This window comes from Dyadobacter sp. HNCC25DJ184, from assembly GCF_056895215.1.
Map to the genome: position 1 here is coordinate 161,009 of NZ_JBXHAQ010000003.1, position 26,234 is coordinate 187,242.

Here is a 26,234-nt window from a genome sequence, read left to right on the forward strand (position 1 = left end):
AGAAACCAGTTACCAATAAACATATAAAACATTTCATCAATAAACACCGAAGTATATGGATTGCTTTTGCCTAAAAAAATTACATAGAACAAAACAACCAAGCATATGAAAATACGTAAACATTTACCAAAAAACCTGCCGGAGTGGATAAAGCGATCGATATACCCTTTCATTTTTTTGCTCGCATTTCACATTCAATCTAATGCGGGCATATCCAATAGCCAGGATTTGCTGAGCCAGAAAGTAACAATTCATGTTACCAACGAAGAAGTCAAGAACGTTCTCTCCCGACTCAATAAACAAACCCAGCTGAGATTTGTATACAATTCTGCGATTTTGCAGCCAGCGAACAAAGTAACACTTGATCTGGACGAAAAACCTTTGAGTGACGTGCTCAATTTGTTGTTGAAACCATCCAATATCAATTACAAAATAGAAGGAAAACAGGTAATCCTGACTAAATCACCGACTGAAACACCGGAAAAGGCCAAGGAAGAAAGTATCCTGATCTCTCCTCTTCTCGACAAAACTGTAACTGGAAAAGTTACGGATGAAAACGGTGCAGGACTCCCGGGCGTTAGTGTCGTGATCAAAAGCTCTAAAATGGGTACCGCCACAAATTCGGATGGTAATTTTGAACTATCGGTTCCGGACGACAACGCCGTTCTGATATTCTCCTACGTGGGTTATACCGCCCAAGAAGTTACAGTTGGAAATAAATCAGAACTAAGTGTGTCCTTAAAACCCGATGTCAGAAACCTTGAAATGGTAGTGGTTACTGCATTAGGTATCAAAAAAGATGCTAAGAAACTAGGATATTCCACCGCCACAGTCAATACGGAAGAACTGGCTACAAATAGAACGACCAACCTGGGAAATAGTCTTCAGGGAAAAGTTGCAGGCCTGAACGTCACTCCACCGGCCTCAGGACCAGGAGGTTCTACAAAAATCAGGATCAGGGGTCAGTCGTCATTCGGAGGAAATAACTCTCCATTGATCATTGTCAACGGTATCCCGATCAATAACTCCAGCATATCAGCAGGGAGTTCTTCTGGAAATGGAACCGGCAACCCAACGGGTGGATCTTCCGATCAGGGCGATGGTCTGCAGAGTATCAATCAGGATGATATTGAGACTATGACCGTGTTGAAAGGTGCGGCTGCAGCGGCACTCTATGGCTTTCGAGCGAAGGATGGTGCGATCATTATTACTACCAAAAGTGGATCAAAAACGTCCGGAATCGGGGTAGAAGTCAACTCCAATTTTCAGGCACAGGAAGCGTTGGACTACACTGATTTTCAGTATATATATGGCCAGGGAGAATTTGGAAAGCGTCAGACGACAGTTGCGGAAGCTCAAAGTTCGGGTGTATTCGCATTCGGCGAGAAAATGGATGGAGCCCCTACCCCACAGTTTGATGGTTCAATTCAGCCATATTCGCCACACAAAGACCGTATCAGGAAATTTTACAGAACCGGTACAAGCTTCACAAATTCCGTAGCACTGTCAGGTGGAAATGAAAAAGGAAATTTCAGGCTTTCTTTCGCCAATACCGACGCGAACGGCATTATTCCCAATTCAGATTACCACAAAAAAATCATTAATCTGGGATTGAATTATAAGTTTACCCCGAAACTTTCGGTTCAACTTAACGCCAATTATTCCAACGAGCACAACCATAATCCGCCTCAGATCGGTATCCAGGATATGAGCGCCAATTCGACAATATATACGCTCGCTACCAGTATTGATGTGGATTGGTTGAAAAACAGAAAAGATGCGAACGGGAATGAAATGCCGCTTTCACGTTTCACCAACCGTAACAACCCTTACTGGGTCGCGTACGACCGGTTTGAAAATGTAAGACGCGACCGGATTTTCGGGAATACTTCTGTTCGGTACGAATTCACCAAATGGCTTTACGTTCAAGGCCGGGTCGGTCAGGATTACTATACTCGCCCATATAATTACAACCGGCCAACAGGAACACGATCGATTGGAGCCGTGACGACTGGGTTTAATGGATACTATTATCAGGACGTATCAACTTTCCGGGAGCTGAATCTGGATGTACTGATCGGGGCAAACAAAACCTTTGGAGATTTTGGTATAGATGTCACGCTTGGAGGAAACCAAATGACACAAACAGCTGACGATCAGTTTGCTTCCGCCACCAATTTCTACGTAAGAGATCTCTACACGATCGCAAACGGACAGGTGAAAAATCCGGGATATAGCTACAGCCGCAAGAAGGTTAACTCAATTTACGGAGCGGCAGAATTGTCTTACAAAAACTTCCTGTTTCTGAATATCACGGGTCGGAACGACTGGTTCTCGACACTCAATCCGAATTCCAACAACTACCTCTACCCTTCTGTAAGCGGAAGTTTTGTGTTTAGCCAGGCGTTCAAAAGCACACCGGCCTGGCTGACTTACGGAAAGTTGCGCGCGGCATATGCTGAAGTTGGAGGCGATACAGATCCGTATTCAAACAACCTTTATTATGCGATCAACGCCAATCCGTTTAACGGAACAGCATTGGGGTATATCAACGGGTCCATCAGTCCGAATGCCAACCTGCGTCCGTTGAAAGTGAAGGAAGTGGAAATGGGTCTGGAAATGAAGATGTTCGACAGCCGATTCAATATTGATATGTCAGTTTACAAAAAGAACACCGTTGACGAAATCCTGAATGTTGATATTTCTAATACTTCCGGATTTAGCCAGACGAAGGTAAATGTTGGCAAACTTCAGAACAAAGGGATTGAAATGTTAGTATCGATAGTGCCGGTCCGCACCGACGGTTTTCAATGGGAAACCAGCTTCAACGGCAGTTATAATATCAGCAAGGTGATCGAGCTGGCTAATAATCAAGAGCGTTTTGATGTAGGAACCGGCGAATTTTTCGGAACCGTTTCTCACGAAAAAGGAAAACCACTCGCTTCACTACGAGGCTTCGATTACAAACGCGACGCCCAGGGCAGAATCCTAACGTCTGGTGGCCTTCCACAACAAGGTAACCTGACAACTTTCGGAAGTGCGATACCAACATGGGTTGGTGCCTGGCTCAACCATTTTAATTACAGAGGCTTACGGCTCTCTACTCAGATCGACTTCAAAGCTGGAAACAAAATCCTGTCCAACTCGAATCTGAACTTCCTCCGCGAGGGACTATCGCAACAGTCGCTGGTTGGACGCGAAGACGGTGTGTTGTTTCCGGGAGTCAACGCCGATGGCAGCGCCAATGATAAACGCGTGGAGGCGCAGCAATTTTATACAGCCTATCGCAGTACTGGTATCGCTACCCCGTTCGTCTACAACGGCGGTTTCGTTCGCTGGAGAACGATATCGTTGGGATATGACCTTTCACGATTTGTGAACAAATCATTTATCAAAGGCTTGAACATTTCTGCGATGGTGAACAATGTGTGGTTGATCAAAAAACATATTGACAACCTCGATCCTGAGGCTCAAATATCTGCTTCGGATAACCTTCAGGGTATTGAGGCACATACGCTGCCCACTACGAGAAGTTATGGGCTCAATGTCAATATCAAGCTTTAATTTTAACAGAATGTAACGATGAAAAAGATACTTATATACCTCAGCGCCATCTGTTTAGTCACTTGCGCCACATCTTGCGACAACGGCTTTGAAAACGTCAATAAAAATCCGGTTCTGGCCACTTCACTGGACCCAGTCTATCTGTTTTCCAATTCGCAGTTCAGTTCGGCCCTCGCAACGTTTAATTACCAGCAGGAAATTGTACAACAACTCAGCACCCCATATACCGGTGTGCTTGAGGGCGGGAATCACAATGTTGTATATGACCCGAACAGCAATGCCAATTTCAATGCGATGTATGTCGGCACCGTTGGTGGGCAGATCAACGGCCCCGTAAACCTGTTAGCAACAGTTTTGACTGCGACGAAAGATTTACCGGCAAGAGCCAATCTCTACCAAATGGCGCGAATATGGAAGGCATATGTCTTTATGGTATTGGTCGATACGTACGGAGATGTACCTTATTTCGACGCTGGAAAGGCCTATATCGACGGGATCAATCTTCCGAAATATGATGATCAGAAGCTTATTTACGATGACATATTGAAGGAACTGGACGAAGCGACGAAAGCTTTGGATGCCTCGAAAGCCATTGAAACCGGCGATTTGTTTTACAAAGGAAATATTGGTCAGTGGAAAAAACTGGGTAACTCACTGCTACTTAGAGCAGCCATGCGTTTTACAAAAATCGACGAAGCTAGGGCTAAACAATATGTTGCAAAAGCCACGGATCCGGCCAATGGGGGTGTTTTTACGGCGAATTCTGATAACGCTCTAATCGCCTTCAACAGCACTTTTAACAATCCGACGGCTAACTTCTTCCAGGGTACTGAACGCGCAAACATCTATCTGGGCGCACCTTTTGTTTCCTATTTGAAAAGCACTTCCGACCCCAGGCTTATGTCTATCTCGGTGAAATATGAGATTCCTGCAAACCCAGTTGCCACTGCCGGAGCCGAAGACAAAACACCTGCTAATCAGGAAGGTATGCCATTTGGATACAATGAATCCACGATTGCTAATGCACCCGGATTCCCTGGCAAAATTGGTGCAGCATTCAAATATTCGCAGATCAACCGCAAGACCCTGGGAAAAATCGACGCGCCGGAGTTCCTGATCACCTATTCGCAAACTGCTCTCCTTTTGGCCGAGGCTGTGGTTCGCGGGTATATCAGCGGCGATGCAAAGGCATATTACGAAGCGGGCGTGAAAGCGCATATGGACCAAATGGCGCAGGTGGATCCTGGGGCAGCCATATCAGCAGGAGATCAGTCGGCATATCTGACGCTTAATCCATACAAACCCGCATCGGCTCTCGAGCAGATCAATACCCAATATTGGATTTCATCCTTCCTGAATGGATCGGAAGCGTGGGCCAATTTTCGTCGCAGCGGATATCCTGCACTGGAAAAAAATCCTTACCCATCGCAAGACCCATCTGTGAAAGATTTCATCCGACGGTTAGTATATCCGGTTCGTGAAAAGTCGGTCAATGCGGCCAATTATTCTGAGGCAGTCGCCAGATCGGGAGCGGACGAGTTGGGGACGCATATATTTTGGGACAAGTAGTCTTATATCATAAAACCAAATTATCATCTAAATCCTAATCCTATGATCAAAAAGCTTTTGACCGGGTCGCTGCTATTTCTGGCCATCATGTCCAATGCCCAATCCATTTCTCCAAGCCCCGATCAGATAAAAGCCCTGACGGCTGCCTGGAAAGGTGAAAGATTTCCCGACGGACGACCCAAAGTTTCAGACGCGATTTTAGTGCGTTTGAAAAATATCTCAATGGAAGAAGCATGGGGTGTTCTGCGAAACAAAGGGTATCAGAATCAATATGAAGGGGATTGGCAGCTCATTCATAACGACAGCTCCATGACCGGCCGGGTAGTTACAGCGCAATACCTTCCATCGCGTCCTGATTATCAAGATTTTATTAAAGAAACTGGTAAAAAAGAAGGGCGCGTTCAAGCCGGCGGTACCAACTCCTGGCCTATTGACGTGTTGAAGGAGGGCGATATATATGTTGCGGACGGATATGGAAAAATCGCGGACGGTACGCTAATCGGTGACAACCTGGGCAATTCGATATATGCCAAATCCAAACGTGGCGTCATCTTTTACGGTTCAGTGCGCGATGTGGAAGGCCTCAGCCAGATCAAAGGTTTCAATGCGTGGATCAAAGGATCGGATCCTTCCTACATCCAGCAAATGATGCTCTCCACCATAAATTATCCGATCCGGATTGGTCGTGCGGTGGTTTTGCCGGGTGATGTGGTTCTTGCCAAAAAATACGGTACTATTTTCATTCCTGCTCATCTGGCGGAAGAACTTGTACTAACGTCTGAGGTAACCGCACTCCGCGATCAGTTTGGGCATCTGCGTTTGAAGGAAGGGAAATATACTCCAGGAGAGATCGACACCAAATGGTCAGAAGCTATCCAAAAGGATTTCCTGAACTGGGTGAATAACTACCCTGGCAAACTGCCAATGACCAAAAAGGAATTGGATGACTATTTGAAAGACAGAAATTATTAGCTATCAGCTGTCAGGAGTTAGCTTTTGGTTTAAAATTCACTTCTGATGCAGAGCCCGTAAGGTAAGTTTGTAGAATTGGAAGACTGCCAAATTTATCATATCCTTTCTTCACGTTCTTACCAATTTTTCTTCCCTGCTTTGCGTGACGTCGTCAATGATAGCAGCAATTAATATGAAGAAGTTTTTTTAGAACCTAAATCACTTTACATATGAAGAGTATTATCAGTCAAATAATTGCCTCAAATAAAAGGAACGAGCAGGCTGAGCAGGAAGCACGGCTGGCTGAAATAAAAAATCCGTCGACAAAAGATAGCCGCAGGAATTTCCTCAGGAAATCTGCTTTTGGAGGAGTAGTGCTCGGCACATTTATGGGCATGTCCACTGAGGACACCATCGCGCAGGCAACTTCAAAAGTGAGCCGTGCGTCGAAGCCGTCTGACTTGAAGATTACCGATTTACGGTATTGCATTGTTCAAAATGTTGGTCGTACGCCGATCATCAGAATTGATACTAATCAGGGAATTTATGGCCTTGGGGAAGTGCGTGATGGGGCTGACGAACGCTACGCGCTGTTTTTGAAGGCCCATTTGTTGGGTCAAAATCCGTGTAATGTCGAGCAGCTTTTCAAGTCCATCAAACAGTTTGGTCATCATGGCAGACAGGCCGGTGGAGTCTGTGGCGTTGAGATGGCACTTTGGGATTTGTGCGGCAAGGCCTATAATGTACCCTGCTGGCAATTACTCGGCGGCCGATATCGCGACAACGTGAGGCTATATGCTGATACCCCCGAATCAAATGACCTGAATGAATTTAAGGAAAAAATCAAATTCAGGACGGTGGATCAGGGATATACATGGTTGAAGATGGACGTGTCGATAGGCATGCTTCGCAACAACGAAGGTAGCGTAGTAAATAACAAGTTCTGGGGCGGCGGCTTTTCTCAGTGGCAAGGAGACTATATGTCTTATGCCAATACCAAGCACCCATTCACCGGCATTCAGATTACTCCAAAAGGCCTGGACGAAATGGCGAAAGTAGTGGAAGACGTGCGTAGCGTAGTCGGATATGAGATCCCGCTTTCAACAGACCATTATGGCCATTTTGACCTAAACAATGGTATCCGTCTCGGTAAAGCACTTGATAAGTATCGCCTGGCGTGGCTGGAAGACATCGTGCCCTGGGAATACACCGATCAATGGAAAACGTTGTCAGATGCATTAGAAACGCCGTGTCTGACCGGTGAAGATATTTATCTTAAAGAGGGCTTCAAGGATCTGATCGAAAAGAGAGCGGTAGATATCATTCACCCCGATCTGGCGTCATCAGGCGGATTGCTGGAAACCAAAAGAATAGGAGATTTCGCAGAAGACCATGGCATTGCGATGGCCATGCACTTTGCAGGAACGCCGGTTAGCTTTATGGCCAACGTCCATTGTGCCGCCGCAACCCAAAACTTCCTGGCATTGGAACACCATTCTGTAGATGTTCCCTGGTGGGAAAGTCTTGTAAAAACCACCGACGGTCGCAAGCTGATCAATAAAGGATATGCGCCGGTGCCTCTAGAGGCGCCTGGTTTGGGTATTGAACTGAATGAAGAAGAAGTAAAAAAGCATCTGAACGCAAAAGACAAAACTTTTTTCGCGCCTACGGATCAATGGAACGACAAGCGTTCGCACGACAGGCTATGGAGTTAATATCTATTTAATAATGAGCACTTTAAAGGGTCAGATTTAAGACGAATCTGGCCTTTTTTATGGGCAGGTATCTAATCAATAGCACCTGCTAAAAAGGTTTAGTTGAGAATTTTTATTCAGTCAATCGATCCAACTTCAAAATGAGGGCGTATATCTTCCAAAAACGTTCACACTTATACTTATGAAAACAATGCGTATCAAGCACACACTTACTGCAGTTGCAATGTTCCTGTCTGTTGCAGCTTTCGCTCAAAAAGAGCAAACTGTAATGGTTGGCGGCGCGGAAATGTACCCGTCTAAAAACATTATTGAAAATGCAGTGAATTCCAAAGATCATACCACACTCGTAGCAGCTGTTAAGGCGGCAGGGTTGGTTGAAACACTCTCAGGCAAAGGGCCTTTCACAGTTTTTGCTCCGGTAAACGCCGCTTTCGACGCCTTGCCAGCAGGAACGGTTGATAAATTGCTGATGCCTGAGAACAAAGCAATGCTTACCTCGGTGCTTACCTACCACGTGTTGCCAGGTAAAATCGATTCAGGTTCTTTGATGAAAATGATCAAGAAAGGAAACGGTAAGACTATGGCCAAAACAGTGCAAGGAGAGCAGTTGACTTTCATGTCAGACAACTCAGGAATTTGGGTAGTTGATACGAAGGGAAACAAAGCCAGGGTAACTATTAAAGATGTCAACCAGTCAAATGGTGTGATTCACGTAATAGATAAGGTGCTAATGCCTTAACCTCCTCAAAAATCAGGATTTCCGGAGCGGGTGACGTCATGTCATCCGCTCTTTTTTTTCATTTGAATTGGTTAAACCATTGAAAAGTTTAGAAAATTAAGTCGCTTATTAAGTGAAAAATAACTATTCCTAACCTCTTGATGGCTCAATTTATCAAATGGTTCCTACACTATAGGAGAATCGCAATCCAGCCTTTGATATAATCTCAAAAACTGTATTTTTGATATGCTCCTCAAGTTACTGATATGAATATTGCCATCTGATCAAAACAAGAAAAAAATGAGAAAGCTGATTGCAGGAATCAATATGACATTGGATGGGTTTTGCGACCACACGGCCGGGATCGCTGACGACGAACTACATGAACATTATAATGAGTTGCTCCTTAACGCGGGCCTCCTTTTGTATGGAAGAAGTACCTATCAACTGATGGAAAATTATTGGCCTGAGGTTGTTACAAATCCCACCGGGAATAAATCAACGGATGATTTTGCAGTAATAATAGACGAAATTCCAAAGATGGTTTTTTCCCGAACACTGGAAAAAGTTGAATGGCGAAATACAATGCTGAAAAATGAAATCATCAGAGACGAGATTCTGGAACTTAAACATCAAAAGGGTAAAAATATCCTGGCTGGCAGTCCAAGTCTGATTGTAGCCCTGGCAAACCTTGACGTAATTGATGAATACCAACTTTGCATTCATCCGGTAGTTTTAGGTAATGGGTTACCATTATTTAAGTCAATAACCAATAAAATTGATCTAAAACTCTTGAAAACAAAGACCTTTGACTCCGGCGCTATAGTTCTCTTCTATGAGCCAACAAAGAGATAAAGGCCTTCCTGCAGCGATGGAACCGATTTGCAATCGCAGTGCTGAAACCGATTTGAGATCCCATCGGCACACCGAGAGCTCCCCGTGGTTCAGCGTTCACAACGCGATAATAATCTCAAGGTTTGTAGTTACTCCCTCCTAAAAAATCCCACTAAATTGCCTTTGTCCAACTTTTCATTTTTCAATAGGGATAATAAATGTTTATTTTACATTAAGTGAAGCATGCCTATTATTCCTATTATGACATCAGAAGTAAAGCAGACAAAAACGCCGGGCAGAATTAATCAACAGACACTTCTATTTTTTCTTCATAATTTTTTCATCAACGCCGGGACAATATTGGTATATGTTTCCGCCAATGTACTCCTTCTTGAAAACCACCCGGAATACTCGCTTCCAATAGCATATATCGTCGCAGCCGTTGCCGTGATGATTGCAGGGAAGATATATGAGCATTTCGAACACCATCTTTTACTGAAAAAATTAAGTCTGGGTACAATGCTGGCCACATTATTTATGGTGGTCGTAGTGATGGGACTGCTGATGGTCGGCCATGGAGTTGCAACAGCAATCGCCATAATGGTGGGATACCGGATCATATATCTATTGATTAATCTCGAATTCTGGGGACTTTCCGCACTGGTATTCAACGTCAGACAGAGCAAAAGGCTTTTCAGTGTAATTGGTTCGGGAGATACTCCGGCAAAATCCTTAGGTGCAGTTTTAGCAGTTTTGATACACTCGCCGTCGATATTGATGATATTGCTGATTATCTCGCTGGTCTTTTTTGCTTTGTCCCTGTATACTCAGATCCTGACATTTAAGTATACCGACATTCCTAATCCTCATCACGCACGCGAACGCATCCAATCGGGCGTAGCACCAGCCTTTATCCAAAAATACTTTAGTGGCAATAAACTCCTCACGTCTCTTTGTTTGGGAATGATGGCCATATCTGCCACCGCCACGTGGATTGAGTATCATTTCTTTGTCAATGTCAAGTACAAATTCCATAGCCAGCACGAAGTCATATTATTCGTAGGATCTTTATTAACAGCCACTTACCTGATCGCAACCATTGTAAAAGTTTTGTTTTCGGGAAGAACAGTTGAAAAATTCGGGATTAAGGTTACTGCCAGATTACTACCCCTTGTAACGGTGATCACCTCGCTTGGCCTACTAATTTCCTCCCTCTTCCGGCATGACGATCCCTCGCTTCTGGTATATTATTGCATATCCTATTTCCTTTTTGAAATCGTCAGAAGAACCATTTTCGACCCGGTTTTTCTGGTTCTTTTCCAGCCACTTTCAACCAAAATGCGTCTGAAAGGCCATACCCTGGCGAAGGGATTATATGAGCCTTTGGGAATGATGATCGCAGGGATTTTGCTGTATATCATTTACACGATGAAATGGTCCAACGTGAGCATAACAATGGATCTTTCCCTGCTATTCGCGCTGAGTGCGCTATTCTTGCTGGGTAAGGCATATAAACATTATAAAGAGGAACTTAGGAACGCCATCGGGAAAAGGTTTATCCGCAGCATCGATATTGCCTCGACGGCCGAAGTTCTGCCTATCATCGAAGATAATATCAAAAGCGGGAAGAAGGAGGAGGTCATCAACGCAATCGACTGGATATCCAGATACAAACCGAGCTTATTTCTAAACTACGTCTACCAACTACTGAATCACGAATCCGTCGCAGTTCGATTCAAGACCTTGGACACCCTGCAGCGATCAGGACAAAAGAAATTCAAGCCTGAGTTTTACGAATATATTGAAAAGGAAACTGATAGCAAATGCCAGACCCTTGCCGTCAAAATTGCCAGCAGCACGGGCGAAATGACAGAAGCAAGAATTTCCAATTTCTTGTACAATTCCGATCCGGATATCGTTAAGGGAGCTCTGCTGGGTTTGCACCATTCAGGAAAAAATCAAACTCTTTTTAACAATCAAATCCTTAGACTGTTTAACACAAGCGGCCCATCGGAATTGACAGCTCTGGAAATCGTCGCCGATTTGAAACTGCCGGGCTATCAGGATCAGGTTCTGAAAAAGCTCAATAATCCCGATATCCACGTTCGAAAAAAAGCTATCGCAGCTATTAGCCGTTCCGGAAATTCAGACCTGTTGATGCATCTTAAACCGTTGCTAAAAAGTGATGTTTCCAGACAAGTTTTAGAATCTGTCGCCACTTCGGAAAATGATGTATCTACACTATTGACCGATTGGTTTTCGGAACAGGCTAATGAAAAAGATATCACCCATCTGGCAAGAGTAAATGAAAAATCCGGCAATACTTCAATACAGAATATACTTTACTCCCATTTAAAAAGTATATATCTAACAGATCATATAGAACGTAATATTAATATAGAAAGATATAGTATTTCGGTGCGTGACCATATTCTCAAATCACTCACAAACAGTCGTTTACAACATCATGAATCTGAGGAGCTTTTACAGTTCATCGGAATGGAACTAGTGCTTGCTGGCAGAATCATGAATGGAATGGATGAAAAAACGGAAAGTGACAGTTGGAATAACTCGCTTAGTTTCGAATTGGAGGCCATAAAACTGAGACTATATTATCTGTTCGCTTTGCTTTACGACAAGGAGGCATTGCAAAATGCCTGGAAGGGAATTCGCCATCACTCGTCCGAAAAACGTGCCAACTCACTGGAATTAATAGAGAGTCTGATCCCGCGGAATTTGTATCCAAGTCTGCACGCACTCTTCGAAGATATCACGATTCAACGGCGCAAAGAACTTCTGAAACTTTATCATGAAGAAGCTACGACTGATACCGAATTATACCCGTTTATATTAACTCAAAAAGAATACTTGTTCACCAACTGGACAATTGCCCTCGCGCTTCAAAAAGCTGGCCGTGACAACGTATTGGTTGGCCAACTTATAACTCACCCTACGACATTAATCAGCGAAACCGCAAAGTCCGTTTTGAATTTAAACCAGAAACATAATTCTCCTTCTACTCCAATGCATACCCAACACAACAACGCTCAGGTTTCCGAAATGGAAAGAATTATTGTTCTTAAGAACACGCAACTTTTCGCTGAAACGCCGGAAAATGTGCTGAGTTCGATTGCCCCAATTATGCGTGAAGTATCATTTCAGGAAGGAGAAGAAATCTTTGCGAAGGGGGATTTGGGAGACAGCATGTATATCATTTACGCAGGAAACGTCGGCATTTATGATCAGACCAAACAGCTTGCCCTTTTTGATAAAGGAGAAATATTTGGAGAACTTGCACTACTTGACACAGAGCCAAGGTCGGCCACTACTGTTGCTGAAACGGATATTATGCTATTCCGTATCGATCAGGAAGATTTCTTTGAACTAATGGAAGAAAGAGATGAAATACTAAGAAATGTGCTTAAAATCCTTTGCCAAAGAATTCGGGTGCAGAATGAGAAAATGAGGATGGGAGTTTGAAAGGAGGAAGGGTTAAAAGGGAGGAAATGGACGAAGGGAATGTCGCCCTTTTAAAAACACGGCGAAACTCAGAGAAAAACTCCCTGAACTCAGCGTTTAAATAATTGAGGCACTATAGGGAAATGGGTTTGATGGAAAAAAGGACGAAAGGGACGAAGGAAAAAGTGAATGCCGCATAGTGAAAAACGCTGCGAAACTCCGCGAAAAACTCCCTGAACTCCGCGTTTAAATAATTGAGGTACTATTGGGAAATGGGTTTGATGGAAAAAAGGACGAAAGGGACGAGGGGAATCTCGCCCTTTTAAAACGCTGCGAAACTCCGCGAAAAACTCCCTGAACTCCGCGTTTAAATAATTGAGGCACGAAACTCCCTAAACCCAGCGTTTAAATATTAATCAAACGCCCCAGATTTGACAATTTTTTCTCTCCTCGCAGAACCTCCGACGTATTCGTCCAGTACTGATGAGTTGTAAGAAATTTGATCTGAATTTGATTCCATACTGCCGGATCTGAAACTATATCCCGGACCTTCAATTCTGCATAAAGCGTCGATGCAATTTCTTCGAAATCATCTCTGCCCATATAGTCCAGATCGGCGTCACATAGTATTCTGGCCAGATGAGATTTTGGAGACTGAGGAATTTTGGTGGCCATGATCATCTCCGATATCGCGGCGATATCGACATCTTTATATCCAAATTGAGGTAGAACAGACAGGGCTATCCGGCAGCTTTCTTCCTCATGATTTTGATAGGTATTCAAGAATCCCGAATCGTGGTAATATGCGGCCGTTATCAGCAGTTGAGTCTCATAACCGTCGATAATACCTTCATTTTGAGCGATTATTTTTACTGCACTAACGACATCAAGAGTGTGATGAACGCCGTGATAGTACAGGTCTGCAGGTAACAAGTCGGTCAACTTCTGCACGATATAAATGCAAGCAGCTTCGGTATCCATTTTCATTCCAAAACTTCGTAAACCCTTACACTTTTCTCCTTATTTTTGAGATTAACCTCTCCTATCGGATTACACTGGAAAGCCTCTTTGATCAGTTCATATCCCTGTTCTGATATCACAATCTGCCCTGGCTTGGCGACTGCCTGAAGCCTTTGAGCTACATTGACAGCGTCTCCGATTACGGTATAATCCAGCCGCTTCAGCGCTGCAGAACCGATATTCCCCGAAACCATTTCACCGCTATTGATACCGATTGAAACCTTGGGATAATACTCCCCCTGGCTCGTCAATTCTTCCTTAAGTCCATTGATCTGATTTCTCACCAATAGCGAAGCTTCCACCGCCCGGTCCATATGGTATTCACCACGAAACACAGCCATCACCGCGTCGCCCATGAACTTGTCGACATAACCGCCCTGCGCAATAATCTCTTTTACCATGATATCGAAGTACTTGTTGATGAGCCTGACAACCACGTCAGCGGGTTCCTTTTCCGAAATACTAGTGAACCCACACAAGTCCATAAAGAGCACGGTAGCTTCAATATTTTCACTGGCAGTCAGGGAAGTTTCAAACTCCGTCCGGGTCATAAACTGAAGTACTGACGTATCCACATACATCCTGAGAATATCATTTTCTTTCACCGCCCTCAGCGTCTCTTTCAATTGATTTACATAGCGAAGCGTCTTTTCCATTGTCAGTTCCAAATCCTTGAAATCAATGGGCTTGGTGAGAAAATCAAAGGCGCCATTGTTCATTGCGGTTCGGATATTCGGCATATCGCCATAAGCCGAAACGATTACGGACTTCAAGATCGGACTTAGCTCACCGATTTTGACCAGTAATGTCAATCCATCCATTTCTGGCATATTGATGTCCGTCAAGACCATATCTACATCCGGCTCACTATCCAGCAATTCCATGGCCTTTTTGCCGTTTTCAGCAAAAACAAATTCATAACGCTGTTCGCGAATCTGTCTTCGGAATTTCTGCTTTATCAGCAATTCCAAATCAGCCTCGTCGTCAACGACTAGTATCTTGTGTTTCATAACTTATCATTTTGACTGAGAGAATGAGTGATTCCGTGAATAGGTGGACAATCGCTAAGTTTCCGGGGAAATAGATAAATAATGAACAATCATGTGCATATTAAACTCACCCTCAAGGTCGAGCCCATTTATTTCACTCCCGAAAAGCCCGAACCGAGCCAGCATTCACTCATTCACACATTCAATCATTCACTCACTGGACTATTCTTTCATTCATACATTCACTCACTAAACCATTTGCTCATTAAGCTCCTATCTGAAGTAGCTTTTCTTTTAACTGGATGAAATCGACCGGCTTGGTCAGAAAATCATCTGCACCGAGATTGATAGCTTGCTCATGCGTTTCAGAGTCCCCGTATGCCGTGATCATCATGACCTGCGGAGGTGCATGTGGATGATCCCTTCTGATCGTTTTAAGCAACTCAATTCCGCTCATGCCGGGCATATTGATATCCGACAAAATCATCACTACTTCCGATGAATGGCCTTCCAGATAATCCAGCGCTTCTTCGCCGGAAAACGAAAAAGAAAACTCGAAAAGCCCGCTTCTAATCTCACGTCGAAACTTTTGTTCAAATAAAAACTGGACATCCCTTTCGTCGTCGACCACTAATATTTTCATATATAATTTATTGAATTTCAGTGTCTTATATTTAAACTATGTTGATGATGAGCAAAAATACCATCTGGAACCGTAGGAAAAAGTGCCTATTGGAAAGTAGTAAGGAATTAGATGTAGACCGTCAAAGACGGTCTACTATCCTTAATCGTAGTTTTGAAAACTACGATTAACCTACCTTCCTCCTAATCAAGTTAATTGATAATCGGTATTGTAATCTTAAACACCGTCTTCTCCCCTGGCTCCGATTCTACTTCCAGCGATCCGTTATGCATATTAGTAATGATATCGTAACTCATTGAAAGGCCGAGTCCTGTTCCTTGTCCTGTTGGTTTGGTCGTAAAGAATGGCTGGAAAATCTTGGCTTTCACACTTTCCGGCATCCCCGTTCCATTATCTTCCACCCTTATATAGAGCTTATTATCAAATTTTCTGGTCACCACTTTTACTTCCGGTTCGTACGAGATCGCAGGGTTTTCTTCTAAAAGCTTTCTCTTCTTTTCAGCTACGGCATAAAACGCATTGGTGAAAAGGTTCAAGAAAACACGGCCCAAATCCTGAGGCATAACTTTCACCAGCCCGATGTTTTCATCAAAATCCATGGTGAGCTTGGCGTTGAATTCCTTGTTTTTGGCACGTAGACCATGATATGCAAGGCGCATGTACTCGTCCGCAAGCGCGTTAACTTCAATAGGTTCTTTCTCTCCGGTGGAAGCGCGTGAATGCTGGAGCATGCCTTTCACGATTGAATCTGCGCGCTTACCATGATGTGTAATTTTTTGCTGATTCTGGCTCAAATCGGCAATAATTCCTTTGATATAATCTTTGTCAGCCACATCCATTTCAACCTTATCCAACTCTTCCTCCAGTTCCTGGCAAAGCTCTACTGAGAGTTCGGAAAAGTTATTGACAAAGTTTAAAGGATTCTGGATTTCATGTGCTATTCCTGCCGTTAACTCGCCAAGGGAGGCCATTTTTTCACTCTGAATCAACTGGCTCTGAGTCGATTTCAATACTTCAATCGTCTTTTGGAGTTCTTCTTTTTGTTCAGTCAGCTCGGAAGTCCGTTCAGCCACCATAAATTCCAGCGACTCCCGTTTTGCTTTATTAATTTCCTCTTCTCTCTGCCTATCCTCCCTTTCTTTAAGCAAAGCCTTCTGCTGTTTTCTTCCGTAAAACCACACTCCAAAACATAAAATGATGGCGAATGACTCTGCCATTTCAAAGTAGGAGGCATTTTCTTTGTATATGCTTTTATAAAATACTGTAATAAAAAGCGTGTCCAAAAACCCAACCACCGCATAAAGTATTACCACCTGAGCAATAGTGCGGATAAAACTGAACTCATCGCGCGTATATATCAGCCATAACAGATAAAACATGAACGGTTGCCAAAACCACATTGCCCAGTCCTCATTAACCGAATATTGGAATGCGGTCAACCCAATGGCAACAAATCCCATGATATTCAGCTTCTTATCCCACTCTGGCAGCTGAACTTTGGTATTAAGTGTGATCCTGATGTGGCGAATTAGAAAGAAGGTAACCAGAAAATAATACATGCGGCTACGGGAAGTAGGAATAGTAAATTGAACAACATCGCTAAATTATGTTTTCAAGGTAATTATTTTCTTTAGAAAAATATAACTTTAAGATCGTATAACCTGCCTCGTTCACTCGTGACTTATCTGAATTTAATGTTTCTCTAATTCATTTCTAAGCTTTTTATAAATCGTTTTTAACGCCGTTTTAAGAGTAGCAACTGAATATTTGTGCACATTATTCAAAATCACTAATGAAGAGGCTCACCTTAACAATTCTCGCCGCGTCCTTACTGCTCCTAAGTCTGAATCCTAGTTCAGCACAGGTTCAAAGTACCCTTAGCCTTCAGCAAGCTCTCCAGCTTGCTCGCACGGGCAACCCACTATTGAAAAATGAAGGTTTCAACACCGCTATTTCGCAGTCGGATATCATCACGGCTAAACTTCGCCCCAACCCGGTGATCAACAATCAATCCTTACAATTGATCCAGCCGAAGTATTATCCTGAAAATACGAGCTGGTACAACGGCAATAACCGGCAGATATGGTGGCAGTTCACCAAGCCGTTCCAATTACCGGTTCAACGCCAGAATAAAATTGCATTTGCAGAACAAAGTGTTCGGGTTACGCAAAAGCAATATGCTGAAACAGAGCGCAATATATTTCTGACCGTTGCGCAAAAATGGCTGGATGTTTGGGCAGCCAGCAAACAATTGGACATCCTTTCAAATGCGAAGAGCAATGTTGACTCGCTGGCAAATATCAACCGTTTACGTTTAAAAAATCAGGTCATTACGACTACTGATCTAGCTCGTACTGAATTGCTTGCCAGTCAATATACGATTCAATTAAAATCTGCCAATCAGGTTTATCAGAATGAACTCAAAAACCTAAAATTTTTGCTCGGGACGGCTGATTCCATCCAGGTTGATACCAGTGATCAATTCATTTATGAATTTCACGCACAACTTGACGATTTACTCAAGGAGGCGCTTTCATCCCGATCTGATATTCAGACCATCCAGGCTAGCAGAGACCTGGCAGAAAGCAATATCAAGCTCCAAAAATCAACCGCGTTGCCTACTCCAGAATTGGGGGTCATATATAACCCGCAAAACAAAGTTCACTATATGGGAATTTACGGCACTCTTGAAATTCCTATATTTTCCAAGAATCAAGGAGAGATTAAAAAGTCACAAATAGTGAAGGAACAGGCCAATCAGCAGCTGGAAACCGCTCAAACCAAAATACAGACTGAAATTCTGACGTCCTATCAGAGTTTTCAAACCTACAAAGCTAACTTGCAGAATTTCAACGATCTACTGAGTCAATCACAATCAATACTTAACAGTGTTAAATATTCTTACTTGCGTGGAGGCACGACCATTATTGACTTATTGGAAGCGCAAAGGAGCTGGCTGGACACCCGTCAGCAGTATTACGATGTTCTTCAGCAATATCGTCAAAGTTATATTGAACTTCTTTATTCCTCCGGCCTCATTAACAAAATCGCACAATAGAAAATGAAGAATCTTATCATATCGTCGCTAGTAATAGCGATCTGTCTATCAGCTTGTACCAAAAAGGAAAACAATGCTCCACAGCAGGAGAACCTGACGCCTCAGATTACTAACAACGGAACGGAAATCGTCTTTCCTCGTAAGAAATCTGCGGACTTTTTTGAAACAGAAACCATACAATCGTCTTCACTAATTGCTGAAATAACTGCGCCGGCAAAGGTGTCGGCTACGATTGTGCCGTCCAATGAAGGTGCGTCAGGTAATATCGTACTCTTCGATAATCCGGAACTTTCAGGAAACTACACTCAACTTTTACAAGATCTGGCGATGATAAACCAGATTCAGAATATCAATATCAAGCAGCGGAAAATTGAACTGGCCAGGATGCAGGATCTGCAGGAGCATGGCGCTGCATCTGGCAAGGATTTGCTGGAATCGCAGACGGCTCTTGCAATGGAAGAAACCAACCTGCTAAATCAGCGCTCGGCCATTATCGAGCATGAAACCAAGTTGAAAGCTGGTGGTTTTGAGCCCTCAGTATTGCGCAAAGCCAGTGCCGGAACAGCTTATATCATTTGCGATATACCTGAAAATGAGATCAGTAAAGTAAAAGAAGGTAGTAAATGCGTAATTCGGTTTACAGCATTTCCTGAGAAAGACTTTCCTGGAAAAATAGACGATGTGGCAGATATGGTAGATCAGACTACGAGGATGATCAAGCTTCGTGTCAGCATCAACAATGCTGACGGCCAGCTAAAAGCAGGTATGTTCGGAACAGTAGCGTTCGGCTTAAGTGAAGGTAAAAATGCGAGTGTTTACAAAGATGCGCTGATTACCATTCAGGGTAAAAACTATGTGTTTGTCAAAACGAATCCAACCACTTTTGTCAGGAAAGACGTTACCGTCGGCGATCAAATTGGTGATAAGATTATCGTATACACCGGTTTGCAAGCTGGCGAAAATGTGGTGATTAAAGGTGCTATGCAATTAAAGGGCCTATCATTCGGATATTAACGCCTTGCTGTCCATCAGTTTACACTCATAACTCATCAATTTATGCTTCAGGCCCAAATATTCATAGGAACCGACCAATGGAAAGGAGACCAGCCATTATACGAATACATTCTTCAGTTTCTTGTCAAACAGCGTGTGCAGGGAGCAACGGTGGTCAGGGCATCGATGGGTTTCGATGGAAAACACCTGAACCGCCCCAACGATCTGTTCAGTTTTGATGAAACACCTATGATCATCACTTTCATAGACGAAGAAGAAAAAGTCAAATCAGCTCTCACGCTGCTACGCGGTGAAGTGAAAAGCGGATTTATCATTACAAATCATGTAGACAAGTGGAATTAAATGATTAAGAACCTGTTATTTTTCAGCCTGCGCAACAGATGGATTGTTATTTCGATCAGCGTGGTGCTTATGGGTATAGGATATTGGTGCTTTACCCAACTTAAAATTGAAGCTTATCCCGACATAGCCGACACCAACGTGATCGTCGTGGCTCAATATCCCGGCCGTGCCGCTGAAGAAGTGGAGCAACAAGTTACCGTTCCCATCGAACGCGCACTTCAGAATACGCCAAATGTACTTGACCGAAGAAGTCGGACTATATTCGGGCTTGCAGTAGTGCAACTTACGTTTAAGGACGGCACGGATGATTATTTTGCCCGACAGCAGGTTATTGAGAGGCTGTCAGCCGCTGAGCTACCGGATGGTGTAGAACCTGAACTGGCTCCGCTTTCAACAGCTGTAGGTGAAATTCTTCGCTACGTGGTGGAAGCGCCGCCTTCTTATAGTCCCACCCAATTAAGGGATCTGCAGGATTGGGTTATTAAGCCTGCTCTTTTGCAAGTGCCTGGTATTGCAGACGTTACGACTTTCGGAGGACCTCTGAAACAGTTCCATATTCTCACTTCGCCACAAAAACTGGTAAAATATGGGTTATCACTTCAGAATGTAATCGACGCGGTGAATGTCAATAACCAGAATACGGGTGGAAATGTGATATCCCGAGGTGGACAAGGTTTTGCCATTCGTGGGTTGGGAGCGATAAAAACCGAAAAGGATATCCAGAATATCGTTCTGAAATCTGAAAATGGCGTACCGATTTTCGTTCGGGACGTGGCATCCGTCGAAATTACTCCCCCACCTCCAAGCGGCGTGATGGGATATACTATCAACGCAGAAAAAGTTGACGTAAGCAGCGGCGTGGAAGGTATTATCCTTCTGCGGAGATATGAGAACCCGAGTGAAGTTCTAAAAGTTTTGAAAGAAAAAATGGCTGATCTCGAAAGCAGCGAACTTCCCGAAGGCGTTCATTTGCGTGCGCTTTACGACAGAAGTTTCCTGATTGACCACTCTCTTGAAACCGTAGCACATACGCTTTTTGAAGGTATATCCATCGTCGTTATCCTGCTGATCTTCTTTTTGGGAAGTTTCAGAAGCGCTTTGGTCGTTGCCCTTACGATTCCATTCTCTTTGCTGTTTGCGTTTATATTGATGCGCCTGACAGGTATTCCCGCCAACCTACTTTCGTTGGGAGCGATTGACTTCGGGATCATCGTCGACGGTGCGTGTGTGATGGCGGAACATCTGATCAGGAAGTACCGCACAGCCACGCCGGAAGAGAAAAAACAGGGAATTGTGAAAATAACGATGCTTTCTGCACAGGAAGTGGGTCGCGAAATCTTCTTCTCCGTCACCATCATCATCCTCGCCTATATGCCCATTCTGTTGATGACGCGGGTTGAAGGCAAGCTGTTTTCGCCCATGGCGTTGACATTAGGTTTTGCTGTAATCGGATCAATGATCGCTGCACTGACTTTCATACCCGTCCTGATCTCATTTGTCTACAAAAAGGCGTTGTCAGATCCCGAAAAACCGATGAAAGAACACAAAAACTTTCTTCTCGATTTTATGACCAAGACGTACACGAAAGTACTGGGTGCCTTACTCAAAAATTACAAAAAAACAGTAATTGGAGGTTTTGCGGTGGTTTTGGTGTTGGTCTTGATGGGTCTAAAGCTTGGTAGCGAGTTCTTACCCACACTTGATGAAGGATCTATATTCCTGCGCGGGAATTTCCCTTCGGGAATCACGATTCAGGAGAACGCAAGTTATGCGCCGAAAATCCGGGCTATTATATCTAAATACCCTCAGATATCATTTGTGATCACGCAAACCGGCCGGAATGACGACGGAACTGACCCCTTCCCTACCAACCGGAATGAAATCCTGATTGGTCTGAAGGATTATGACCTTTGGAGCAAAACGATCACGAAAAAAGAGCTTGTTCAGAAGATCAAAAGCGATCTGGAGGCCCAGTTGCCTGCCGTGAACTTTTCTTCCGGTCAGCCGATTATCGATCAGGTTATGGAAATTGTAACAGGTAGCGCGGCGGATCTGGCCATATCTATCGTCGGAGATGATTTGCATATGATGCGTCAAAAGGCAGAATCCATTGCAAAAATCGTGAAGGCAACCGCTGGTGCAGACAACGTGAATATAGAGCAGGAAGGTCCGCAGGAACAGCTTGCTATCAATATCAACCGGGAAGCTGCGGCTCGTTTCGGTATCAATGTAGCTGATATACAGAACATGGTCGAAGCGGCGATTGGAGGTAAAACGATCTCCAAGTTATATGATGGAACCAAGAAATACGATATAGTTGTGCGATTCCTTCCGGGATATAGGAGTTCAATTGATGATATCAAAACTGTGCAGGTTCCTTCTGCTTCCGGAGCGCTTATCCCGATGAGCCAATTAGCTGATATTCACTTCATTGAAGGCCAGACGAATATCTATCGATATGGCAGCAAAAGGATGGTGACGGTGAGAACTAACATCCGCGGAAGAGACCAGGGCGGTTTTGTAGCTGAACTTCAGAATAAAATCGGCAAAAGTGTAACCGTTCCAAAGGGATATAGTATCATTTATGGTGGCCAGTATGAAAACCTCAAACGGGCGGGAAAACAGCTGGCATTCACCATCCCGCTGACGGTCGTAGTTGTGTTTTTGTTCCTTTTTATGCTGTTCAAAAACCTATCAGATACGTTAGTGACCATGTCGTGTATTTTGTTCGCCTTGGGAGGTGGAATCGTTGCCCTTTTGATGAGAGGATATTATTTCAACGTTTCGGCCGGCGTCGGATTTGTGAGCATATTTGGGATTTCTGTGATGGCCGGAGTGTTGCTCGTCTCGGCGCTTAATCGGGCCGTCAAAGGAAACATCGAAAACTTACAGGAAAATATCCTGCAGATATCGAGCGACCAGCTACGCGCATTGCTTTCGATCCTGATCGTCGCCATTATTGGCCTCGTTCCTGCAGCAATATCAAGCGGTATTGGCTCCGACGTCCAGCGACCACTGGCGACGGTAATTATCGGCGGACTAACCAGTACACTTTTGTTCGCACCGATCTTACTTCCAACGCTTTATCTATGGACTGCAAAAAATCCTAAAGTCGAAAAAGACAATATTGAGGACCTTGATTGATTTAAAAGGGATCACATACTCAGAGTCCGGCGAAGTTCGTCGGACTTTTTTTTGAATGTTGCAAAAGCGTAAGCTCATCAAAATCTAGCCCTTAGATAATTATACTCCTCCGAAAATTTCCCAAAATCCCCAGCGCAGCCAACTAAGTATAATCAAACCCTTAACTACTGCCGCGGACTCAGACCATGATTCTTCAATGTGTAGAAAGTCCCCTTCCATTTTGTTTATATTTGGAGCCTTATTAAAAATTCTTTCCGCATGCTCCTAAACAACTCGCGATGCCTTTTATTGGTTGCGCTGCTAAATTTTTCGGTTTGTAACGGCCAACCTGAAGTAAAAACAAGCAAACCGCTTACCCACCTTCAACAGGACTTTGTGGATCTAAAGTTTGGCATGTTTATCCATTTCAATATTCCAACCTTTGCCGAAGCCGACTGGCCTGATCCCGACGCGTCGCCCGCGATTTTCAATCCGAAGAAACTCGACTGCAATCAGTGGGCTATTGCTGCCAAATCTGCCCACATGACTTACGGAGCATTGACAACCAAGCATCACAGCGGTTTCTGTATTTGGGACACGAAAACGACCGATTACAACGCCATGAACAGCCCGCTCAAACGCGATGTTGTGAAGGAATATACAGAAGCATTTAGGAAACAAGGGTTGAAAACGATGCTCTACTATTCCATTTTGGATACACATCATAAGTTACGTCCGGGCTATATTACTCCCAAACACGTTGAAATGGTGAAGCAGCAACTTACCGAACTTCTGACCAATTACGGAGAGATCAGCGCACTCATCATCGACGGCTGGGATGCTCCCTGGTCGCGCATATCTTATGATGACATACCTTTTGACGAGGTATATCGCCATATCAAGTCGCTGCAACCTAACTGCTTAGTGATGGATCTTAATGCAGCCAAGTACCCGGCGGAACAGCTTTTCTATACGGATATCAAGTCTTACGAGCAAGGGGCAGGACAGCATATCTCGAAGGAAACCAACAAGTTACCCGCCTTATCGTGCCTTCCCATCAACACTAGCTGGTTTTGGAAGAAAAATTTTCCCACTCAGCCTGTTAAGTCCGCCGCCGTGCTCTTGAATGATGATATAATTCCTTTTAACAAGGCATATTGTAATTTTATACTGAATATCGCGCCCAATCGTGACGGACTTATTGATGATAATGCACTGGAGGCGTTAAAGGAAATCGGCCAGCTTTGGAATAATGATCAAAAATCTGTGAAGTTACCTAGTTTCGAACAGCCGATTACGGCTCACAACCTGGCCAAGCACCAAAAAACAAATTCAAGCTGGAGCGAGGACATGTGGATCATGGACTTCGGAAACGATGACAATTTTAAAACATCCTGGATTTCGAATAAGGACGTTAGAATACCATGGTATGAGGTTGTATTCGAAAAGCCAACACATTTCAATACCATCAGCATTACCGAGGGGAAAACAGGGTTCACCAAGTATAAAATCGAATCCTTTTCAAAGGGCACCTGGACGAAAATCTATGAAGGAACCAGCACCGAACGAATCAAAGTGCATAGTTACGGCCCGGGCTTCACCGCGGAAAAAGTTCGTGTTTCAATCGACGAATTCAGCTCCGCGCCAAGCATTGCCGAATTGGGAATATATGATCAAAAGGCGATTGGAAAATGAGGTAGGTGTTATTGAAATGAAGTCAAAGAAACGCCCCAATATACCCGGATCGTCAGTCCAACAATCTTAATTTAATTCAATTTCTAATAGTAACATTAAACCAGTAAACAAATGGAAGTTAAAGACTCAAACGGAACAATTCTTCAAAATGGTGACTCCGTTACACTTGTAAAAGACTTAAAGGTCAAAGGTTCGTCCGTAACTCTGAAGCGGGGAAAAGTTGTTAAAAATATTAAATTGACAGAGGATGACGGCGAAGTTGACTGCCGTGTTGATGGAATGAGTATAGTTTTAAGAACCGAGTTTCTGAAAAAGGCATAACCATTCTAAAAGTAAGTATTTATAAAAACTTTTTATACTAATAATAAATACTTTACTTTTAAATAATATAGTTATTTCAATAATATTATAAATATTAACTCATAAATAACTTTAAAATAGGTAAATAATATTGAGAGAAGTGATACATATAAATAGTAAAAACCTTTTTAAACTTTTTATATATTTTATTAATATATAAAGTATATAACTTTTCAAAATAACTAACTGGTTAAGACGTATATGATATATTAAACGTGCTTAACAAATTATACTTCTTACCCATTACATATTACTATAAGTATCAAAATATTTAACTGATATTCAGCAGATTATAAAATAAAATCTATGTCAGAAGCATTAAATGTGCAAAATATAATTGAGATCCAGGCGAGTCGCGCAGTGGTATGGGATCTTTTAACAAATTCGGAGCAGACTAAGAAGTATATGTTTGGATGCGAAACCGTTTCCGATTGGGTCGTTGGAAGTTCCCTGGAATGGAAGGCGCTCTACGAAGGTAAGGAAACTGTTTTCGTAAAGGGAAACATCATACAACTCATCCCATACGAATTGCTGCATTATTCGACGATTGATCCAAACTCAGACATTGACGATATCAGCGAAAACTATTTACACGTCATATATCAGCTTCAAGACGCCGACGGGAAAACGATCTTGACGGTGACGCAAGGAGATTACAGCAAGGTTGCGGATGGAGAGCGGAGATATCAGGAAGCTTTCAATGGTGGAGAAGGCTGGAATCCAATTCTCGTTCAGATAAAGGAGCTAGCAGAGATCGTTTAAGAACCTCAAAGTGTCGATCCATCCGATATTAATAAAATACTATTTAGTTACGGAAACAGGTAGATAAACGAAAGCAATGAAAGTTTTTTCAACTAAGACCATGCCGATAGTTCAAGATCACGAATAATAAATCGTTTGTCGGGGAGCGCCGAGAGTTTAGCGTCTTGGCTTATTAAAGCGGTATCTTCAAATGGAAATGAAGATACCGCTCTTTGAATTCTACGATTGGTACGCACCAACTATTTCTTGTTTGATGGATCATCCCGACTTACCCCTTTGCAACCACAATTACCAACTCGTTTAAAACACATATACCAATGAAAAATCTCTTGTCCTTCTGTTCTAGAGGACTCATCACAAAGCAATAGTTAGGGCAAAATTTTGCCAAAACAATATCGCATCACTATTCAATTGCTCA

The 26,234-nt window shown here is 43.3% G+C and carries 18 protein-coding genes; 14 read left to right on the forward strand and 4 right to left on the reverse strand.

Going from position 1 to position 26,234, the window contains the following annotated elements; genetic code table 11:
* The first annotated feature begins 105 nt into the window (after positions 1 to 105).
* The 7 genes from AC1XUD_RS05790 to AC1XUD_RS05820 all read left to right on the forward strand — a co-directional run bounded on the left by AC1XUD_RS05790 (position 106) and on the right by AC1XUD_RS05820 (position 12,831).
* On the forward strand, positions 106 to 3,564 hold the full coding sequence (locus tag AC1XUD_RS05790; protein ID WP_483360019.1) for a SusC/RagA family TonB-linked outer membrane protein: 3,459 nt from the start codon (positions 106 to 108) through the stop codon (positions 3,562 to 3,564).
* 18 nt (positions 3,565 to 3,582) lie between these two features.
* Complete coding sequence (locus tag AC1XUD_RS05795; protein ID WP_483360020.1) at positions 3,583 to 5,133, forward strand: SusD/RagB family nutrient-binding outer membrane lipoprotein; 1,551 nt, start codon at positions 3,583 to 3,585, stop codon at positions 5,131 to 5,133.
* A 42-nt stretch (positions 5,134 to 5,175) separates the two neighbouring features.
* Entirely contained in the window at positions 5,176 to 6,105 is a 930-nt protein-coding gene (locus AC1XUD_RS05800) for an RraA family protein (RefSeq protein WP_483360021.1), read from the forward strand.
* Positions 6,106 to 6,314: 209 nt separating this feature from the next.
* Positions 6,315 to 7,799 carry a mandelate racemase/muconate lactonizing enzyme family protein gene (locus AC1XUD_RS05805; RefSeq protein WP_483360022.1) on the forward strand — a complete coding sequence of 495 codons (1,485 nt, stop codon included), beginning with the start codon at positions 6,315 to 6,317 and terminating at the stop codon, positions 7,797 to 7,799.
* 181 nt (positions 7,800 to 7,980) lie between these two features.
* Positions 7,981 to 8,538, forward strand: coding sequence for a fasciclin domain-containing protein (locus tag AC1XUD_RS05810; protein WP_483360023.1), 558 nt, complete (start codon positions 7,981 to 7,983; stop codon positions 8,536 to 8,538).
* 279 nt (positions 8,539 to 8,817) lie between these two features.
* Positions 8,818 to 9,372, forward strand: a complete 555-nt coding sequence (locus tag AC1XUD_RS05815; RefSeq protein ID WP_483360024.1) for a dihydrofolate reductase family protein — start codon at positions 8,818 to 8,820, stop codon at positions 9,370 to 9,372.
* A gap of 240 nt (positions 9,373 to 9,612) precedes the next feature.
* Complete coding sequence (locus AC1XUD_RS05820; RefSeq protein ID WP_483360025.1) at positions 9,613 to 12,831, forward strand: cyclic nucleotide-binding domain-containing protein; 3,219 nt, start codon at positions 9,613 to 9,615, stop codon at positions 12,829 to 12,831.
* Positions 12,832 to 13,215: 384 nt separating this feature from the next.
* On the opposite strand, the gene AC1XUD_RS05825 is transcribed toward AC1XUD_RS05820, so the two are convergent.
* From AC1XUD_RS05825 to AC1XUD_RS05840, 4 genes are all read right to left on the reverse strand, one after another.
* A complete protein-coding gene (locus AC1XUD_RS05825) occupies positions 13,216 to 13,797 on the reverse strand; it encodes an HD domain-containing protein (protein WP_483360026.1) in 582 nt (193 codons plus the stop codon).
* Positions 13,794 to 14,840 (reverse strand): response regulator, encoded by a 1,047-nt coding sequence (locus AC1XUD_RS05830; protein ID WP_483360027.1) that lies wholly within the window; start codon positions 14,838 to 14,840, stop codon positions 13,794 to 13,796. The genes AC1XUD_RS05825 and AC1XUD_RS05830 overlap by 4 nt, the downstream gene beginning before the upstream one ends.
* A 244-nt stretch (positions 14,841 to 15,084) precedes the next feature.
* Positions 15,085 to 15,462 (reverse strand): response regulator, encoded by a 378-nt coding sequence (locus AC1XUD_RS05835; protein ID WP_483360028.1) that lies wholly within the window; start codon positions 15,460 to 15,462, stop codon positions 15,085 to 15,087.
* A 191-nt stretch (positions 15,463 to 15,653) separates the two neighbouring features.
* A complete protein-coding gene (locus tag AC1XUD_RS05840) occupies positions 15,654 to 17,021 on the reverse strand; it encodes a sensor histidine kinase (protein ID WP_483360029.1) in 1,368 nt (455 codons plus the stop codon).
* A gap of 233 nt (positions 17,022 to 17,254) precedes the next feature.
* Here AC1XUD_RS05840 and AC1XUD_RS05845 point away from each other — a divergent pair, with 233 nt between their 5' ends.
* The 7 genes from AC1XUD_RS05845 (at position 17,255) to AC1XUD_RS05875 (ending at position 25,816) form a co-directional block, all read left to right on the forward strand.
* Positions 17,255 to 18,520: a TolC family protein gene (locus tag AC1XUD_RS05845; protein ID WP_483360030.1), complete on the forward strand. Its 1,266-nt coding sequence runs from the start codon at positions 17,255 to 17,257 to the stop codon at positions 18,518 to 18,520.
* 3 nt (positions 18,521 to 18,523) lie between these two features.
* Complete coding sequence (locus AC1XUD_RS05850) at positions 18,524 to 19,534, forward strand: efflux RND transporter periplasmic adaptor subunit (RefSeq protein ID WP_483360031.1); 1,011 nt, start codon at positions 18,524 to 18,526, stop codon at positions 19,532 to 19,534.
* A 42-nt stretch (positions 19,535 to 19,576) separates the two neighbouring features.
* The gene (locus AC1XUD_RS05855) at positions 19,577 to 19,876 is read left to right on the forward strand and encodes a DUF190 domain-containing protein (RefSeq protein ID WP_483360032.1); all 300 of its coding nucleotides are present in this window, start codon (positions 19,577 to 19,579) and stop codon (positions 19,874 to 19,876) included.
* Positions 19,877 to 23,020, forward strand: coding sequence for an efflux RND transporter permease subunit (locus AC1XUD_RS05860; RefSeq protein WP_483360033.1), 3,144 nt, complete (start codon positions 19,877 to 19,879; stop codon positions 23,018 to 23,020).
* A 258-nt stretch (positions 23,021 to 23,278) separates the two neighbouring features.
* Positions 23,279 to 24,694, forward strand: coding sequence for an alpha-L-fucosidase (locus AC1XUD_RS05865; RefSeq protein WP_483360034.1), 1,416 nt, complete (start codon positions 23,279 to 23,281; stop codon positions 24,692 to 24,694).
* Between the two features lie 111 nt (positions 24,695 to 24,805).
* Positions 24,806 to 25,015, forward strand: a complete 210-nt coding sequence (locus tag AC1XUD_RS05870) for a zinc ribbon domain-containing protein YjdM (RefSeq protein ID WP_483360035.1) — start codon at positions 24,806 to 24,808, stop codon at positions 25,013 to 25,015.
* Positions 25,016 to 25,360: 345 nt separating this feature from the next.
* Positions 25,361 to 25,816, forward strand: coding sequence for an SRPBCC family protein (locus AC1XUD_RS05875; protein ID WP_483360036.1), 456 nt, complete (start codon positions 25,361 to 25,363; stop codon positions 25,814 to 25,816).
* Positions 25,817 to 26,234: the final 418 nt, after the last annotated feature.